Raw genomic sequence first — 18847 nt, forward strand, 5'->3', positions numbered from 1 at the left:
TTGAAAAGGGGAGTAGCTTTAACGTTCAAGTCGTCAATACGGATTTATCCCGGCTGAACACCTACGAAGGTAGCAAGACCTTTGCTTTTAAAAAAAGGCAAGGGTCTATTTTTTTAGAAAAACTATTAATAATGGGAGGTAATAAATGAATTGGTATAATCAAAAACCGGATGAAATCGAAAATAAACTCGATACAAATAAACAAACCGGTTTAACATCCTCCAAAGCCCAAACACTTCTACAAGAGCATGGACCAAATGCTCTAAAGGAAGCAGAAAAAAAGGGACTTGGAGAAAAACTAAAAGAACAATTTTTGGATCCGATGATTATAATACTATTTATAGCGGCAATTCTTTCAGCAGTTGTGTCTGAATGGTCAGATGCAGTTATAATTATTGCAATCGTAATATTAAATGCTGCACTTAGTATTTATCAAGAAGGGAAGGCAGAAGAAGCCATAGCAGCTTTAAAGAAGATGGCATCGCCTACAGCAAAGGTCTATAGGGATGGGGAATTAAAACATATTTCATCAGAAGAACTTGTTCCTGGAGACTTAGTTGAACTTGAAACAGGAGACATAGTTCCTGCAGACCTTAGACTTGTAGATTCGGTAAATTTAAAAATTGAAGAAGCATCTTTAACAGGAGAGTCAGTTCCAGTTGAAAAGAATTCAAGTCTTACTTACGACCAAGACATGGGAATTGGAGACACTGCAAACATGGCTTATAGTTCCACAATAGTTTCTTATGGTAGAGGTAAGGGAATTGTAGTTGAAACTGGGGAACATACAGAAATAGGTAAAATTGCAACAAAACTTGCAACAACAGAAGATGAACAAACACCTTTACAAAGAAAACTTGCAGGACTATCGAAGGTACTTGGAATACTTACAGTTGGAGTCTGCGTTGTAGTATTAGTAGTTGGACTTATATATGGCCATGAATTTTTAAACATGGTTCTTACTTCAGTATCTCTTGCAGTTGCAGCCATACCAGAAGGTCTTCCTGCCATAGTTACAATAGTTCTATCCCTTGGTATGAGTAGAATGGCAGATAGACACGCCATAGTTAAAAAACTACTTGCTGTAGAAACCCTTGGTACTACAACATTTATTTGTTCAGACAAGACAGGTACCCTTACTCAAAACGAAATGACAGTAGTTAAGGCATTTGTGGACAACGAAGAGATAAATATAACCGGTACAGGATATGCTCCAGAAGGAGAATTTTTTGTAGAAGATAAGAAAATTGATGTTGAAAACGAAGGATCACTATATACCTTCCTAAACATCTGTGCACTTACAAATGACGCTAAACTTAAAAAGAATGCTGATGGTTATGAAATGATAGGTGATCCAACAGAGGGTTCCCTACTTACATTGGCAGGTAAACTTGGAATCACAAAGGAAATGGCAAACGAAGACTACGAGAGAATTGCAGAAATTCCATTTGATTCAGGAAGAAAGATGATGACAACTTTCCACAACAGGTTTATCTCTGAAAAAGTAGTTTCATTTACAAAAGGTGCACCAGACATTGTTATAGACAGATGTTCAAAGATTTTAATAAATGGTAAAATCGAAGAACTTACAGAAGATATGAAGAAGAAAATCTTGGATAAGAATACTGAATTTGCAAAGCAAGCTCTAAGAGTTCTTTCATTTGCATTTAGAATTCACGAAAGCCTTCCAAGTGATATAACTTCAGAAAATATTGAAAAAGATTTAATATTTGTAGGACTTGCGGGAATGATTGACCCTGCAAGACCAGAAGTAAAAGTAGCAATAAAAGAATGTAAATCAGCAGGTATAGTACCTGTAATGATTACAGGGGACTACCTTGAAACAGCCCTTGCAATTGCAAAAGAACTTGGCATTGCAGAAGATGACTCACAAGCCATCATGGGAAAAGAACTTAACAACATGAGCGAAGAAGAGATTAGAGAAATTGTTAAGACAAAGAGAGTCTTCGCAAGAGTTTCTCCTGAAAATAAAGTACAAATAGTAAGCGCTTTAAAACAAAATGGAGAGATAACAGCCATGACAGGAGACGGAGTTAACGACGCTCCTGCAATTAAAAAGGCGGATATCGGTGTAGCTATGGGTATTACAGGAACTGACGTAACAAAGAACACTGCAGAAGTAATCTTAACAGACGACAACTTTGCAACAATAGTTAATGCAGTTGAAGAAGGAAGAATCATCTACTCAAATATTAAAAAATTCGTTTCCTTCCTACTAAGTTGTAACGTAGGAGAAATACTTGTAATATTTTTAGCCATTATATTCAACTGGCCAGTACCACTTGTGCCAATCCAATTGCTATGGCTAAACCTTGTAACAGATTCATTCCCTGCACTTGCACTTGGAGTTGAACATGGTGAAAAGGACATTATGGAAAAAGCGCCACGTGATCCTAACGAACCGATTATTGACAAACACCTTACAGTTTCAATAGTCCTACAGTCAGTGGCCATTACAGTTGCAGTACTTGCATCCTATTTCCTTGCACTTAAGAACTATGCTCCAGCAGGATGGCAAGACCTTCATGCGGCAGGAACACTAAACCCTGTTGAACTTAGAGAGCCACGTTCCATAGCCTTTACAACACTTATACTATGCGAACTTCTACGTTCATTCTCAGTAAGATCAACAGACTACACACTATGGGAACTTGGGCCATTCTCAAACAAGAGACTTCTTCAAGGAGTTGGAGTATCACTACTTCTAACACTTGTAGTCGTATATGTTCCAGGACTTAACGACCTGTTTGAAACATTCCCACTTGAACTTAGAGACTGGATAATTATACTACCTTTCTCATTACTTCCATTCCTTATAGGGGAAGCTTGGAAAGTCATAAAACGAAAAAGATAAAAAATAGAGGATGTATCTTAAAACAAGAAGATACATTCTCTTTTTATATTAATAATACTAAAACAGTAGGCATATTTATTATTTTTCTTTTTTATTTCTATTTCATATGATACAATATAAACAAGGATTAATCATCTTTAAATAAAAAGAAAGGAGAGTAAAGATGAAAAAAGAAGACAGTAAAGTATTTATAGGTGGACTTCTTATAGGTGCAATAGGAATTGTATTAATGTACCTTGGAAACCCAGGAAACATGGGCTTTTGCATAGCATGCTTCTGGAGAGATATCGCTGGAGGGCTTGGCCTACATAGAGCAGAAGTGGTTCAATATTTAAGACCAGAAATAATTGGTCTAATACTTGGAGGAACACTTTCAAGCTTTATCTTTAAAGACTTTAGAGTAAGAGGCGGCTCAAACACACTTATAAGATTTTTATACGGAGTGTTTATGTCCATAGGAGCATTGGTATTTTTAGGATGTCCACTTAGAATGTTATTTAGATTAGGTGGAGGAGACCTAAATGCATTAGTTGGATTAGTAGGATTTTTAGTAGGAATTATAATAGGAATTCAATTCTTAAAAAATGGTTACTCACTTGGAAGAAATTACAGAGAATCAAAAGTAGCAGGATTAATTATGCCAGCATTTGCAGTAATGTTATTAATCTTCCTTATTATTAAACCAGCATTCATATTCTTCTCAGAAAAGGGACCTGGTTCAATGCATGCACCTATGATAGCATCATTAATAGGTGGACTTGTAGTTGGAGTTATATTACAAAGAACAAGACTTTGTACAGGTGGAGCGTTTAGAGACCTATTCCTAATCAAAGACAAACACTATCTATGGGGAATTATAGGAATATTTGTAGCAGCACTTATCGGTAACCTTATTCTTACAAAAGGTCAACTACACATAGGCTTTGCAGAACAACCAGTAGCTCACTCAGATGGACTTTGGAATTTCTTAGGAATGGTTATAGTTGGACTTGGAGCAGTACTTTTAGGAGGTTGTCCAATTAGACAAACTATACTTTCCTCAGAAGGAGACAGTGACGCAGCAGTTACAGTATTTGGTATCTTAGTAGGAGCTGCAGTATCACATAACTTTGGACTTGCATCAAGCCCAGAAGGAGCAACACCAAATGGAAAGATAGCTACAATTATAATAATAGTTATTATGCTTATAATGTCCGCAATGACAACAAAATTTGCAAAGGAGAAATAATGAAAAATATAGACGTTAGAGGACTTTCATGTCCAGAACCTGTTATCCAAACACAAAACGCAGTTAAAGCAGGGGAAAAATCCTTAGAGATTTTAGTTGACACAAATATAGCAAAGGAAAATATTAATAGATTTTTAGAATCAGAAGGCTTCAAGGTTCAAATCACAGAAGAAGGACCAGATATAAAAATAGTGGCAAATAAGTAATGAACCATATCGTAACTTTTCACACTATAAGTGAAGCGCTAAGATTCGAAAGAGAATTAAAAATAAAAAACTTAAAAGTAGAACTTAGACCTGTTCCAAGAAAACTTAGTAGCTCATGTGGTAACTGTGCGTTTATAGATTCAGATGAGTTGGAAGAAGTAAAATCCATAATACAGGAAAAAAATTTAGAGCATGATGAAATCTATTCAGAAAAGGAATGTTTATAAAAATATGTTTAAACTTCTAAGAATAGGATATCTATAATATAAGAGAAGTTTAATTCTCTCAAATATTAAAATTATGAGGAGGCATTATGGGATTTTTATCTTGGATTATAGTTGGCGCCCTTGCAGGATGGATTGCAAGTATGATAATGGGCAAGAACGAACAAATGGGCGGTTTTGCTAACGTAATAGTAGGTATTATCGGTGGTCTACTTGGTGGAGGAATTGCAAGTAAGTTCTTCAGCCTTGGAAAACCTGATGGTATTAATATCTATAGTATACTTATCTCAGTTGTAGGGGCAGTAATACTTTTAGCAATAATCAACGCAGTAAAAAAGAATAAATAAAGATGATTAATCAAAGAGGAAGGTTGAGGCCTTCCTTTTTTGTATGGAAATTTTTTAAAAAGTTAATTATAATACGACGAACAATATTATTTTCAATATTTTAAATTCTAAGCTACAAATAGACATTCACCACTAAAATTATATGAGACAATAAATTTACATGATAACAAATTAGTGGTAAAATATTGTTAACATAAATAAAAGAAAGGATGAGCATATGAAAAAATTACTTAGTGCATTTCTTGCTTTTGTAATGATATTTACAACTGTAGCTCCAGCTACAACTGCATTGGCAAAATCTTTGCCAACAGCTACAGCAAGTGAAATGCAAATGCCAACACCAAAAGATGGGGTAAGCAATTACCAAATAAATGTAGAAGAGCCAAAAGCAGACAAAGATGGAAATTATATTATGTCTTATCTTGGAGGAGCAATCAACATCAACTATCCTAAAGAGGGTGTAAGAAAAGAAGATGTTGTTGTTATGTTCTTTAAAGATGGAGAAGAGATTAACCCAGACTACAATATAGGAGTAAGCGAAGCGGGATCTTATGCAAAGGGTGCAGAGATAAAGTCTCAAATTCCTGAAAATAAAACAGGTAAAGAAATAATTTACAATATTTTTGTAAAGGAAAAATCTGATCCTGACTTTGATATCAAAAACTCAATTGAAATCAAAGTTAAACCACTTGGTGAGCCAGTAATTACTGGATTTACAAGTGATGAGTTTGAAAAAACTTATGATGATGCAAATAGAAATATAATTGCTGAATTAAAAGGATCAAGCTTAACAAAAGAAAATGTTTTATATGAAGTTTCAAGCGATTTAGGTAAACCTGAAGATTTAAAAGTAACATGTCAGCCATTTCCAGGTTCTATGTTTATAGCTGTAAATATTCCTAAGAATGAAACTAATAAAACTATAGAATATAAGATTAATTTCTTTACAGAAAACAACAAGGAAAGTAAACATGTTCTAACAATTAAATCACTTCCTAAAAATGGAGGATCCGAAGAGCCGGAAGAACCAACTTTAAATACTGTGATTAGTATGGTAAGAATTGATAAAGATACTTTAAATCCAGGAGAAACTTCCGTATCTGGAAAAATTTATGGTTCTGATTTAGATGCAAAAAATATTATTACAGAAGTCACTAAATCAGAAAATGCTAAAGACATTGAAGTTGTTTTAGGTGAAGTTAATGAAAAGAAGACAAATATTCCATATACAGTAAATGTACCAGATAATAAAACAGCAACTAATTGGGAATATGAAATCAAATTTAGCGCTAAAAACAATCCTACAGATATTAAAACTGTAAAACTTTCTGTTGTGGGAAGTAATGAAGTTGAAACAGGCAAAGAATTTGATGTAAAGGCAAGTACTGAAGAATTACCTTCCGAAGGTGGAGAGGTACTATTCTATATAACTGGAGATGGATTTGATATTTCAACATTAAAATCAGTTATAAAAATAGAAGGTCAACGCACTCCGCATAAGGTTATTTTTAGTGAAGATAGTACTGGAAAAGCAAGGTTTATAGGTAAACTTACATTACCACAAAACAGAACAGAAACAGATGAAATCTATGATATTAGTATTAATAAAGTTGATATGAGTGCAGATAATCCATTTGTACAAAAACCATTTAAAGTAACAGTTCTTGCTAAAAGTAGCACACCTGTAGAAAAGTCAGCTACTCTAAAGGTATATAACAACGAGATTGAAGCAAAGGGTGGCAATGCTGTTATCTATATTGACTCAAAGGATTATAATTTAAATGAATTTAAGGCAGAAGTTAAATTAAATGGCACTACTTTAGATAATCCAAATGGAGAATTTAAAGAAAGTGACAAGGCTGACTACAAATTTATGTATAGTCTACCTATAGCTGAAAATAAAACTGAATTTCCTAAGGCTTATGAAATAACTATTTTAGATAATGAAAATAAATTTATTGGAACTGAAAAATTTACTCAAAAAGCAGCTGAAAAAGAAGTAAATTCAACAGTTTTCTTACAAGAATACTCTAAAGAAGTCGAATCATCTGTAGGGAGTGTTTCCTTTGATTTATTTACAACTCCAAAGGCTGACAATGAAAAAGTTAAATTACAAATTACTAAAGATGGGGAAGTTCAAAATTTAAATTATACTGTTTCAGGAGTAAAGGCGAAAAAGACAATAGAAATAGAAGTTCCGGAAAACAAAACAGGCTCAAATGAAGTATATACTATTAAATTTAATGCCAATGGTTCAGAAACTAAGTTCCAAGATACTCCTATATTTACACTAACTGTAAAACCTGCTCCACAGGAAAAGAAGGCAGTTGTAGAAGATGTATATGTGTTATATCCAAATCTTCCTTTAAAATCAACTGATGATTCTAAATTAGAACAATCTCTTACCATTAAGGGAACTGATTTAAATCTTTTAAATGAAAAATCATATGAAATATATGAAAAGGTAAATGGAGAATATGTAAAATATTCTACAGAAAAACCTGCTCTTCAAGGAACAGATACCACTTTATCAGTGAGAATTCCAATTAAAGAAGCAGAGGAGTCAAAGGAATTTAAGATTGTTGTTAAGTTAGACAATGTAGAAAAGGAAGTTTTCTTTAAACAAAGTGAAACTGGAAGTATGAGTGGACTTCAAAATATCATTCCTGAAGAAGCTTTTACTAAGGGAGAGGATACTTTAGTTATCAATTTCTTTTCAAAAATTGAAGAAGCAGCTCCTTCTAAGTTAAAGGAAGCTATAACTATAATGGCTGGTAGCAAGGCTATAAAACTTACAGAAGAAGATAGTGTTGAAATTAAAGATTCACAAGTGATAATTAAATTTAAGGAACCTGTGTTTAAAGATAAGAATTTAAATTATGCTTTAAATATAGCTGAAAGATCATATTCTAATGGACATGCTTTAAACAAAACACTTAAAAACTATGCAATAACTAAAAATTCATGTTCTGTTGACTCCTTTAAATTTATAGAAGGATACCAATTAGATAGTAATGGAGGAAAAGTAGAAATTAAAATTACAGGGCATAACCTGTTAAACGAAACTACAAATGAATCTAATTTAAAACTTAAAATTCAAGAAAATTCTAAGGAAAAGAAAAGTTTTTATGATTCAAATAGAGAAGATAATATTATAAATGATTTAGAGATTACAGGTACAGATACTGAACAGACAATTACATTTACTGCACCTGCAAACACTGGAGATAAGGTTAAGACCTATACAATTTTAGTTTCAAGAGACGGAGGAAAGTTATACACAGCTTCACTTCCAGCAACACTTCAAGAGAGATTTACTAAATCAGTTATAGCTGTATTACCTGAGGGAGCAAATCCTAATGAAAAGATGATAGACTTTATCCAAATCCAATCATATGGTACACAAGGTGGTGGAGATGAAGCTGACATAACCCATACAGACCTACCTACAGGACAAGGCTCTAAGAAAACTTTGGTTTGGATTTATGGAACAAACTTAGATGCTTCAAAGGCAAGAGTAAGGCTAAAAGACGTTAATGGAGTATATTGGTCACCAATTCATGATGCAGTTTATGACTCATCAGACAGAGTTATGATGACTATGATGGATGCCATTAAAGATGGCAAGACCTTTGGAATGTCTGGTAAGGGCAATAATATGCTTATGGAAGTAATCCTTCCTAATGGATATAAACCTGATGGACAAGAAGGATTCCCTGAAGGAGTTACTTTCGAATATGAAGTGGCACCAGATGGAGTAAATTTTAATAAAGATACTAAAGTTACAGGAACAGTTCTTTATGATGGAACTCCAAAATCATTGGATTTAAAAGAAAAAGTAATTGATATAACTGTTAGACATATCAACGAAGACGGTAAGGACCTTGTTGAACCGTTAAAGACAAAGGCATATAAACACCTTCCTCCAAACACACTATTCTACGGATTGCCACTTGTAGACGAAAATGGAGAATTCAAAGATAGCTTTTTGGGTTATAAAGTTAAAGATACCGAAGAACTTGTAAAAGGAAGAGATTCCTTTGGACATAATAAGTTTTACTATGACGGAAAAACTATTCCAGAATTATTAAACTCAAAAGGAGAATTGGTTCTTGTATATAAAGGAAAAACAACAACACCAACTGAGCCTACTACTCCTACAGAACCTACAGAACCTACAACACCAACAGAACCAAGCGAAACAACACCAACAGAACCAGAACAAAAAGATAACGAAATAAAAAACACCGATACCTTCAAAGAAGTATTTGAAAAAATAAACTCCACAAGGATATCAGGAAAGAATCGACAAATAACAGCAGTAGAAGTAAGCAAGAGACTATACAAACAAGCAGACACTATAGTATTAACATCAAGTAGCGAAATGATAGACTCACTTACCTCATCACCATTTGGAATAGCAGTAAACGCACCAACCCTATTTGTAGAAAAAGACACAATCATACAAGAAGTACTTGGCGAAATAAAGAGACTACAACCAAAGAAAATAATAATCGCAGGAGGAGACTCAGTAATTTCAGAAAAAGTACAAAAACAAATAGAACAAATGGGAATAGAAATAGAAAGAACTGCAGGAAAAGACAGATTCCAAACAGCAGTAAAACTTGGAGAAGAAATTAGGAGAAACTCAAACAACAAAACAGACATCATCCTTGCAAATGGCTACAACTTCATAGACGCATTAACAGCAGGAAGCTTAGCAGCAAAGATGAACATCCCAATTCTATTAACAAAAGAAGATTCATTAAATAGCATTACAGAAAAAGCCATCAAAGAATGGGGAATAAAAAATGTTATCGTAGTAGGAGGAAATAGCCAAGTATCAGAAGGAATAATCTCAAAACTACAAAACGATGGACTAAACGTAAATAGAATAGCAGGAAGAACAAGAGTAGAAACAGCACTAAAATTAGCAGAATACGTAAACAAAAACCCAGAAAAAGTAATCTTTGCAAACGGAAGAACTTATGCAGATGCACTAATAGCATCATACCTATCAAAGAAAGAAAACGCACCAATAATCTTGATAGAAAAAGAAGAAGTACCAGTAACCGTAAAAGAATACCTAAGAGAAAAGAAGATAAAAGACTCTATAATCTTAGGTGGGGACAGTAGTATTGCTAATGTGAAGTAAATTAGTGTAAGAAGGGCAATGTGAGAAATCGCATTGCCTTTTTGGGTCTTTAAATAATTTTGTGAGACTGTGTAAAATTTAGGAACAAAAGAAACTGTTGGGGTTATGAATAATCATTGATGTGTATAGTTTTATGGGTACACATCAAACCTCAACAGTTTTTTATTTCTGACTAATTGTATATAAAAAGTTATACAATAAAGAAGGTATTAAAAATGTAATTTAGTAAAATCACAAACTAATTAACGATTTGTTCAAAATATAATAAAAAGTTTCATAAAATTGACATAAAAGTTAATAGGAATACTGGTGAAAACGTTATATCATTAAATCAGGAGGTATTATATGTTAAGATATACAAAAAAATCAGATACTGAACTTTATAAATTATTAGAGAAAGAAGTAATTAGGCAAGAAACAAGTTTGGAGATGATAGCATCAGAGAGTATTGTTCCTATAGAAATAATGGAACTTAGTGGAAGTATTTTTACTAATAAGACGTTGGAAGGTTATCCAGGAAAGAGATTTCAAACAGGAGCTGAAATTGCGGATTTAATGGAAAATCTTGCAATAGAAAGAGGAAAAGAATTATTTGGAGCTGAATTTTTAAATATTCAACCTTACTCAGGTTCAATTGCAAACTACTGTGTTTATAAAACTATATTGGATAAGGGAGATAAGATATTATCTATGAGACTGGACCAGGGTGGTCATCTGAGTCATGGAAGTAAAGCAAACTTTATTTCTCAACTATATAACTTTTCATTTTATGGTATTAATGAAAAGAACGGTGAAATAGATTATGATGAACTTGAAAAAAAGGCAAAAGAAATAAATCCTAAATTAATTATTGCAGGAGGAAGTGCTTACCCAAGAATAGTTGATTATGAAAGAGTTAGAACGATAGCAGATAAAGTAAATGCTTACTTTATGTATGACATGGCGCATATTTCAGGGTTAGTAGCTGCTAAAGTTATTCCAAGTCCTGTACCATATGCTGACTTTGTTACTTCATCAACTACAAAAACTATATCTGGACCAAGATCTGGATTAATTATTTGCAAAGAAGAGTATTCAAAGCAATTAAACAAGGCTGTTTTTCCTGGTGTGATGGGATCAATGCATTTAAATACTATGGCAGCAAAAGCTTGGCTTTTTAAACATTGTCAAACTACAGAATTTAGGAATATGATGGAACAAGTCTTAAAGAATGCTAAAGAATTAGCCAAATGTCTACAAGAAAAAGAATTTAATTTAGTTACAAATGGTACGGATACTCATTTGATTTTAATTGATTTATGTAATAAGAATTTAACAGGTAAAGAGTTTGAAGAAAGATTACAAAAGGTAGGCATAAATACGAATAAAAATCAAATACCTAATGATAAACTGTCTCCATTCATAACCGGTGGAATAAGAATAGGTTTAACTTCTGCAACAGAGCGAGGTCTTATGGAAAAAGATATGAATATAATAGCAGAAATATTTGATGCTATGTCAAAAGAGGAAATATCTGAAAAAACTGTTGAGGAAAATAAAGAGAAGTTAACTAAATTGATAGAAAACAATGAAATTTACAATGATGACATAATAGAATATATATTAAATTAGATAAAGGAGGATACTAAATGATAGAAGTATTGTTAACAGAAACGAGAGGACACTCAGCGGTTAGTATACTACAAACTCCATCAGAGGGAAATAATGATTGTCTTATAATATTTTGTCATGGATTTGTTGGTCACAAAATAACTCCTCATAGAATGTTTCCAGAGCTATGCATAAAATTGAATAAACTTGGATTTTCAACTCTTAGAACTGATTGTGTAGGTTCGGGCGATAGCGAAGGAGAAAAAGAATTTATGACAATACCAGGTCAGGTTGAAGATTATATAAATGTGTATAACAAATGGATAAAAGACAGAAATTATAAAAAAATAATTTTGTTAGGCTATAGCATGGGAGGAACAACAGCAAGTTTACTCTCAAAAGAAGTAAAAAATGATGGGATGGTGCTTTGGTCACCAGTGTTTGATCCATATTGGAACTTTTGTCACCTTTTAGGATCAGAAAAATTCAAAAAGGGTTTAGATGGATTTGATGTTGATATAGACGGAGATTATGTCAGCAAAGAATTTTTTAAAGATATTGAAAAGATTAAAGTCATACCTATTATTAAAGATTATTCTAAGCCTATACGAGTAATACATGGAAGCTTAGATGAAGATGTTTTACCAATTAATGGATGGTCATATACTCATTTTGCAAAAAATGGAAAAATTTCATTTGTTGAAGGGGCTGATCACACTTATGCTGATATAAAATTTAAAGAAGAATTGTTTGATAATACTATTAAGTATCTAAAAGAAATTATTAAGGAGGTTTAATATGGTAGAATTGTTAAATAAAATAGCAGGTGCTATATGGAGTATGCCGTTAATATTTCTAATATTATTAGTTAGTTTATATTTTTCCATAAGAATGGGATTTCCACAGTTGACTCATTTTAAAGAAATGACAAGGCTATTAAAAGAAAAAGGAGCAGCTGAAGAAGGATTATCTCCTTTGCAATCGTTTATTTTTACAGCTGCAAGAACGATAGGGGTAGGAAATATAGCAGGCATGGCTACAGGTATTTACTTTGGTGGACCTGGAGCAATATTCTGGTTATGGGTTTTGGCGATATTTGGATCAAGTATTGCAATTATTGAAGGTACCCTTGCTCAAACATATAAAGAAGTAATTAACAATGAATTCAAAGGTGGTCCAGCAAACTACATGGAACATGGTATGAAAAACAAAAAGTTAGGTAAAGGCTTAGCTGTACTATATTCATTTATTACTTTCATTTCATTAACTTTTTTGATGTCAGGAGTGCAATCATTTTATATTGTACAGGGATTGAATGAGGCATTTGGATTTAAAAAAATAATTTTAGGGATAGTTATAACAGCTTGTCTTGGAGTAGTTATTTTTGGCGGAATAAAGAGAATGGGTAAAGCTGCTCAAAGAATATCACCTATAGTTGGAACAATATATGTGTTTATGTCAATAATAGTTATAGTTCTAAACATAACTAAACTTCCATCAACATTTGCATTGATATTCAAATCTGCTTTTGGAAAAGATGCTATCTTTGGAGCTATCTTTGGTAGCGCTTTACAATGGGGTATAAGAAGAGGAGTACATGCTAACGAAGTAGGTATAGGAACTTCAGCCGTTACTTCAGCAACTGGAACAGTAAAACATCCAGTTCAACAAGGACTATTAAGTGGACTTAGTGTATATATAGGAACATTATTCGTATGTACTACAACAACACTTATGATTTTGATGACAAATAGTTATAATGTTATTGATACAAAAACAAATAAATTAGTCTATGAAGGGGCAAAAGGACTGGAATATGGAAATCCATTTGTAAGTAATGCAATACAAAAAGTTATTCCAATACCAAATTTTGGTAATATTTTTATAGCATTAGCTATTTTATTCTTTGCGTTTATTGCTCTTACAGCGTTTTATTTATATGCAGAGAGTAATTTAGCATATATTATTGGAGATAAAAAGATAGGATTTTTCTTATTAAAAATAGGATTTTTAGTTTCGGTATTTGTTGGTACATTAGTTGCTTCTGATACTATTTGGGCAATGGCAGATATAGGAAATGGATTAATGGCTTGGATAAATGTAATAGCTTTAGTGTTAGTAGGTAATACCGGAATAAAAGTATATAAGGATTATAAAAAGCAAAAAGATTCTGGTATAACAACTCCTATTTTTAAACCTGAAGAACTTGGTATGACAGATGTAGGTAAAACTTGGTACAATAAATAAAAATATTGATTATGGAGGAAATATGTCTATTCAACAGTTTGAGTGGGGATGGGTAGAGTGGTTTGAAGAAAGTATAGATACATTAAATATAGGAATATCTCATGTGAATCCAGGGGTCTGTCAAAGACCCCATGTTCACTATGAAAATGAACAATGGATATATGTTTTAGAGGGAAAAGGGAAACATCGTATAAATGACGAAGAAAGGTTAATTAGTAATGGAGATAATATTTATTTGCCATTTAATTGTATACATGCGACCTGTAATTTATTAGAAACTCCATTAGTTGAACTTGTAATTTCCTCTCCAAGAAAAAATAAAAATTTCAAGATAAAAGAATTTTCGGTGAATAGATATGCAGAATATAAGAAATCTTTAAACGCTGCAGTAGATGCGTTAAATTTAGAAGAAGAATCTCCAGAGTATATTCCATTTTTTATAAAAGACATAGATAACAATCTTATATTTAAGTCTAAAATATTAAGAAATCTTGAGTATGACACAAATAAAATTGATGTAAAAAATGGAAACATGATAGTAATTCCATTGACTGAGGATGAAAAATTATTAGGGAAATTATATTGTGATTTAAATATTTTAAATGAAAGAAGATATACTAAAATTTCAGAATCATCAATTAATTCTATAAAATCCTTTTTGAAAGATTTAAGTTCAAGTATCAATTCTTTTTGTAAGTTTAATAACCTTCAGAAGAACTTGATAAAGCATAAGAGTATACTAAATGAAAAAAACTCAAATGAGGACATTATATTATCAGATAATCACAAGTCAATTTCAAACAATCTAAAAATTAATTTTCACTTTTTGTTTAATACTTTAAACTATATGGCAAGTCTTGCATTTGAGCAAGAGAATGAAGAACTATATAAATCAATAATTGTTTTAAGTCGTTTATTTAGGTATATATCTGATAATTCAGGAAAAATGATTTCAGTACAGGATGAGATAGGATATTTAGAAAATTATATTTATTTACAAAAAATAAGATATAAAGATAATCTTGATGTCCAATATAATATAGATGATTCTACGAAAAATTCTAAAATACCTATAAATTGTTTACAACCAATCATAGAAAATGCTTTTTCACATGGATTTATGAAATATGATGGTAAAAAAACGATAGAGATAATTATTACAAAACAAAAAAATGGACGAATTCAGATACTTATAAAAAACAATGGTAGAATAATGGACATGAGCAGTATAAAAAAGACGAAAGAGTCTTTATCAAACGCAGAAAATCATGGATTGATGCTTGTATATGAAAAACTAAAATTAAATTATGGAGATGATTTTGACTTGAATATTTATATAGAAAACAACAAGACAGTATTTGAAATTAATATACCTTACAAGGAATAATTATGTTGAGATGTGCAATAATTGACGATGAAAAATCAGTCCATAAAATAATTAACAATATTATAGAAAAAGATGGTCTGCCATTAATTATATCTAATTCTGCATATGATGGTATAGAAGGGAAGAGTCTAATAAAGAAAAATAACTTCGATATAATATTTATAGACATTCAAATGCCGTATTTAGATGGATTTGATCTTATTTCAAAATATCCAAATAATAATTACATTGTAGTAACTGCATTTGATTACTTTGATTATGCTCAAAAAGCGTTAAGATTAGGAGTAAAAGATATACTATTAAAACCAATAGATAGAGAGCAGCTTGCCGAAGCAGTTAATAGAGCAATAGGGTTTAAATTAACAAAGAACAAAGTAATAGATGAGGTATTGTTATATATTCATAGTAATTATTCGAGAGAAATATCTGTAGGTGATTTAGCAGAACAAAACTATATGAATTCCAGCAATTTTTCAAGACTATTTAAAAATTGTGTTGGGGTAAGTATAATAGATTATTTGAGAAAAATAAGAATAAACAAAGCTAAAGATTTATTAGATTCCTCATATAAATCAATTTCTGAAATAGCATTAGAAGTAGGCTATAAAAGTGAAAATTTATTTTATAAAGACTTTAAGAGGATTGAAAATATAACGCCATCAAAATATAGAGAAAAAGGCATTTAGTAAAGTAAGAATATAGATATAGGAGAAATTTTGTCTCAAATAAATATAGAACATGAGAATTATTGTCAAATCAACACTATAATATAATTTCTTTATATGTGCAAAAGGTTTTTATTTCAAAAATCCTTAAAAATCCACTTTTAATTTAAAATACCAATATGTTGACATGAAAAGAAATAACCTCTACAATTAGAATGTGCAAAAATAAGCAATTATTCACAAAGATATTTTAATTAATAGTTATTATTTACTTAATTAAAAATTTAAAAGTTGGGATGTATATGTATCAAACATTATGTCAATAAATAAACAATGTGAAATAATTCAATGCAAATTTAAATGAAAGGAGATTAATTATGCGTATAGCTGCAGCAACCGGAGGTTGTAATTATGATATGATAGCTCCTATAATGGATTTAATCGAAAAGGGTAATTTGGATTATATCATTTTCGAAATGCTTTCAGAAAGAACAATGTCAGAAGCTTATAGAGCAAAGTTATCTGATTCTAACAAGGGTTATAGCCCTATGCTTGAGGATATATTTGAAGCTATTCTTCCTAAATGTATAGAGAAAAATATTAAAATTGTTTCTAATATGGGAGCGACAAACACAGAATCCGCAGTTAAAAAAGTTGCAGAAATAGCAAAAAGAAAAAACTTAAAATGTAAAATAGCTTATGTTATTGGAGATCAAATAGAATTATCTTCTGGTCAATTTGATGACTATGAGTTATTAGATAAAGGTTGTACGGTTAGAGAGTTGGAAGGAAAGATAGGCGCAAATGCATATTTGTCAAATAGACAAATTGATAATGCACTAAGAGAGGGTGCGAATATAGTACTTACTGGAAGAGTTGCTGATGAAGCAATCTTTACTGGACCAATAATGAAAGAATTCAACTTATATAATGAACGTGATCCAGAACTTATAGGACAAGCTATAGTTGCAGGACATTTACTTGAATGTTCTTCTCAAGTGTCAGGAGGATATTTTGCAAATCCTGGGTATCAGGGTGTAAAGAATTTGGAAAATCTTGGAAAGCCTATTGCTGAATTCATGAAAGATGGAAGTTTCACTATCTCTATACCTGAAGGTTCGGGTGGACTTGTGGACATAAGAACCTGTACTCAACAATTATTTTATGAAATAACAGATCCAAATAACTATTATACTCCAGATGGGATAGCAGATTTTACTAAAGTAGAGTTTGAAGAAATAGGAGATAATCAAGTTAGAGTTAGTGGCGGATTATATAAGGGTATGCCAGAAAATTACAAAGTAAATATATTTTATAGTGACGGATATACGGGATTTGGAGAAATAAGTTATGGTGGTTTTAACGCTTTGAAAAGAGCAGAATTAGCGGCAGAAACAATTATTAAAAGATGGCAGCTTAATGATGTAATGCCTTTTGACTATCATGTATCTTTTATTGGATATGATTCTATGTTTGGACGAGAAATTACAAAAACACTTATAGATTATGAGCCTTTAGAAGTAAGAATGAGAATCGAGATAAAAACAAAGTCAGAGGAACATTGTAAGAAATGTTTAAACTTTTTTAAAGCTATGTATATTAACGGACCAGCAGGCTCAAGTGGTATATTCACCCATTTTAATAAGCAAATTTCTGTAGACAATTTTCTTGTTCCTATAGACAAGATAAAAGATGATTTCAAGATTGTTGAGGTAAATTAAATGAAGTTATACAAAATGGCACATGTTAGAACAGGGGATAAAAGCGATTCGAATAATATAACAGTTATAGCTAATTCGGATGAAGATTATGTGTATATTAAAGATAAGTTGACTGAAGAAAAAATGAAATGCTGGTTAAGTTCGCTTATTAAAGGGGAAGTAAAAAGATATGAAGTTGATAATTTACACACTTTAAATTTTGAAATAACTAAAAGTTTAGATGGTGGCGTAACAAGAAGTTTGAGAGTTGATAAACATGGTAAATCATTAGGACATATGATTCTTTTAAGAGAATTATAATATCGTATTTCATTAAAAGTATAAAGGGATATCATAAAAATCAGGTTAAATATTTTATTAATATTTTAAAGCGTTATTAGTTGATAGATAAAATGAGGGAACTATGAGTAATATAGATATAGAAAATTTATCTTTTGCCTATGAAAATGGAAACGATCTAATACTTAAAGATATAAGCACTCATATAGACTCTGGAGAGTTTGTTTGTATTCTGGGACAATCTGGATGCGGAAAAAGTACAATGTTACGTCTTTTAGCTGGATTAGAAAATCCAACTGAAGGAGCTATTTTCATTGATGGAAAAGAAATTAATGGGACAAGTCTTTCGAGAGGTGTAGTTTTTCAAGACTATGGTCTATATCCATGGATGACAGCAGGAGAAAATATAATGCTTGCGCTTACACAATGTTTTCCAAAAAAGTCAAAAATTGAGCTTAAGGAAGTTGCGGTTGACATGATAGAGTCTGTAGGTCTAAAGAAGGAAGTTTATGATAAGTTTCCTAAAGAATTATCAGGGGGGATGCAACAAAGATGTGCTATAGCTCAATCATTAAGCACGAATCCTCCAATAATGCTAATGGATGAACCATTTGGAGCTCTTGATGCAGTAACTAGAGCAAGATTACAAGATTTAATTAAATCACTATGGGCAAAAGATGAAAATAAAAAGACAATATTTTTTGTAACACATGACGTTGATGAGGCTATTTTATTAGGAAATAGAATATTAGTTCTCGGACAGTCACCAAGTCATATAATATTTGATTACAAAGCAAAAAAAGATAAAGTATTAAGTAGAGATAATCAATTTGACGATGTGGATGCATTGAAACTTAGAAATGAGTTAATTAAGCAGATTAACAAAGATGTTAATAACAAAATAAAATAGAACAAACTATCCG

14 protein-coding genes are annotated in these 18847 nt (G+C 31.6%); all 14 read left to right on the forward strand.

What is annotated here, in order from left to right; all coding sequences use genetic code 11:
* Positions 1-145 precede the first annotated feature (145 nt).
* On the forward strand, positions 146-2875 hold the full coding sequence (locus BN2746_RS00705; RefSeq protein ID WP_055077949.1) for a cation-translocating P-type ATPase: 2730 nt from the start codon (positions 146-148) through the stop codon (positions 2873-2875).
* A gap of 163 nt (positions 2876-3038) precedes the next feature.
* Positions 3039-4103 (forward strand): YedE family putative selenium transporter, encoded by a 1065-nt coding sequence (gene yedE / locus BN2746_RS00710; RefSeq protein ID WP_055077950.1) that lies wholly within the window; start codon positions 3039-3041, stop codon positions 4101-4103.
* Positions 4103-4309, forward strand: coding sequence for a sulfurtransferase TusA family protein (locus BN2746_RS00715; protein ID WP_055077951.1), 207 nt, complete (start codon positions 4103-4105; stop codon positions 4307-4309). The genes yedE and BN2746_RS00715 overlap by 1 nt, the downstream gene beginning before the upstream one ends.
* Positions 4309-4536: a DUF3343 domain-containing protein gene (locus tag BN2746_RS00720; RefSeq protein ID WP_055077952.1), complete on the forward strand. Its 228-nt coding sequence runs from the start codon at positions 4309-4311 to the stop codon at positions 4534-4536. Before BN2746_RS00715 ends, BN2746_RS00720 begins: the two co-directional genes overlap by 1 nt.
* An 86-nt stretch (positions 4537-4622) precedes the next feature.
* Positions 4623-4880 (forward strand): GlsB/YeaQ/YmgE family stress response membrane protein, encoded by a 258-nt coding sequence (locus tag BN2746_RS00725; RefSeq protein WP_055077953.1) that lies wholly within the window; start codon positions 4623-4625, stop codon positions 4878-4880.
* Between the two features lie 217 nt (positions 4881-5097).
* A complete protein-coding gene (locus tag BN2746_RS00730; RefSeq protein WP_055077954.1) occupies positions 5098-10035 on the forward strand; it encodes a cell wall-binding repeat-containing protein in 4938 nt (1645 codons plus the stop codon).
* 345 nt (positions 10036-10380) lie between these two features.
* Complete coding sequence (locus tag BN2746_RS00735; protein WP_055077955.1) at positions 10381-11646, forward strand: serine hydroxymethyltransferase; 1266 nt, start codon at positions 10381-10383, stop codon at positions 11644-11646.
* A gap of 17 nt (positions 11647-11663) precedes the next feature.
* Complete coding sequence (locus BN2746_RS00740; RefSeq protein ID WP_055077956.1) at positions 11664-12422, forward strand: alpha/beta hydrolase; 759 nt, start codon at positions 11664-11666, stop codon at positions 12420-12422.
* Between the two features lies 1 nt (position 12423).
* The gene (locus tag BN2746_RS00745; protein WP_055077957.1) at positions 12424-13872 is read left to right on the forward strand and encodes an alanine/glycine:cation symporter family protein; all 1449 of its coding nucleotides are present in this window, start codon (positions 12424-12426) and stop codon (positions 13870-13872) included.
* A gap of 22 nt (positions 13873-13894) precedes the next feature.
* Positions 13895-15259: a histidine kinase gene (locus BN2746_RS00750; protein WP_055077958.1), complete on the forward strand. Its 1365-nt coding sequence runs from the start codon at positions 13895-13897 to the stop codon at positions 15257-15259.
* 2 nt (positions 15260-15261) lie between these two features.
* Positions 15262-15945, forward strand: a complete 684-nt coding sequence (locus BN2746_RS00755) for a response regulator transcription factor (RefSeq protein WP_055077959.1) — start codon at positions 15262-15264, stop codon at positions 15943-15945.
* 356 nt (positions 15946-16301) lie between these two features.
* A complete protein-coding gene (locus tag BN2746_RS00760) occupies positions 16302-17645 on the forward strand; it encodes an acyclic terpene utilization AtuA family protein (protein WP_055077960.1) in 1344 nt (447 codons plus the stop codon).
* Positions 17646-17945: an AtuA-related protein gene (locus BN2746_RS00765; protein ID WP_055077961.1), complete on the forward strand. Its 300-nt coding sequence runs from the start codon at positions 17646-17648 to the stop codon at positions 17943-17945.
* A gap of 103 nt (positions 17946-18048) precedes the next feature.
* On the forward strand, positions 18049-18834 hold the full coding sequence (locus BN2746_RS00770) for an ABC transporter ATP-binding protein (RefSeq protein ID WP_055077962.1): 786 nt from the start codon (positions 18049-18051) through the stop codon (positions 18832-18834).
* Positions 18835-18847: the final 13 nt, after the last annotated feature.

This window comes from Lagierella massiliensis, from assembly GCF_001407835.1.
GTDB lineage: Bacteria > Bacillota > Clostridia > Tissierellales > Peptoniphilaceae > Mediannikoviicoccus > Mediannikoviicoccus massiliensis.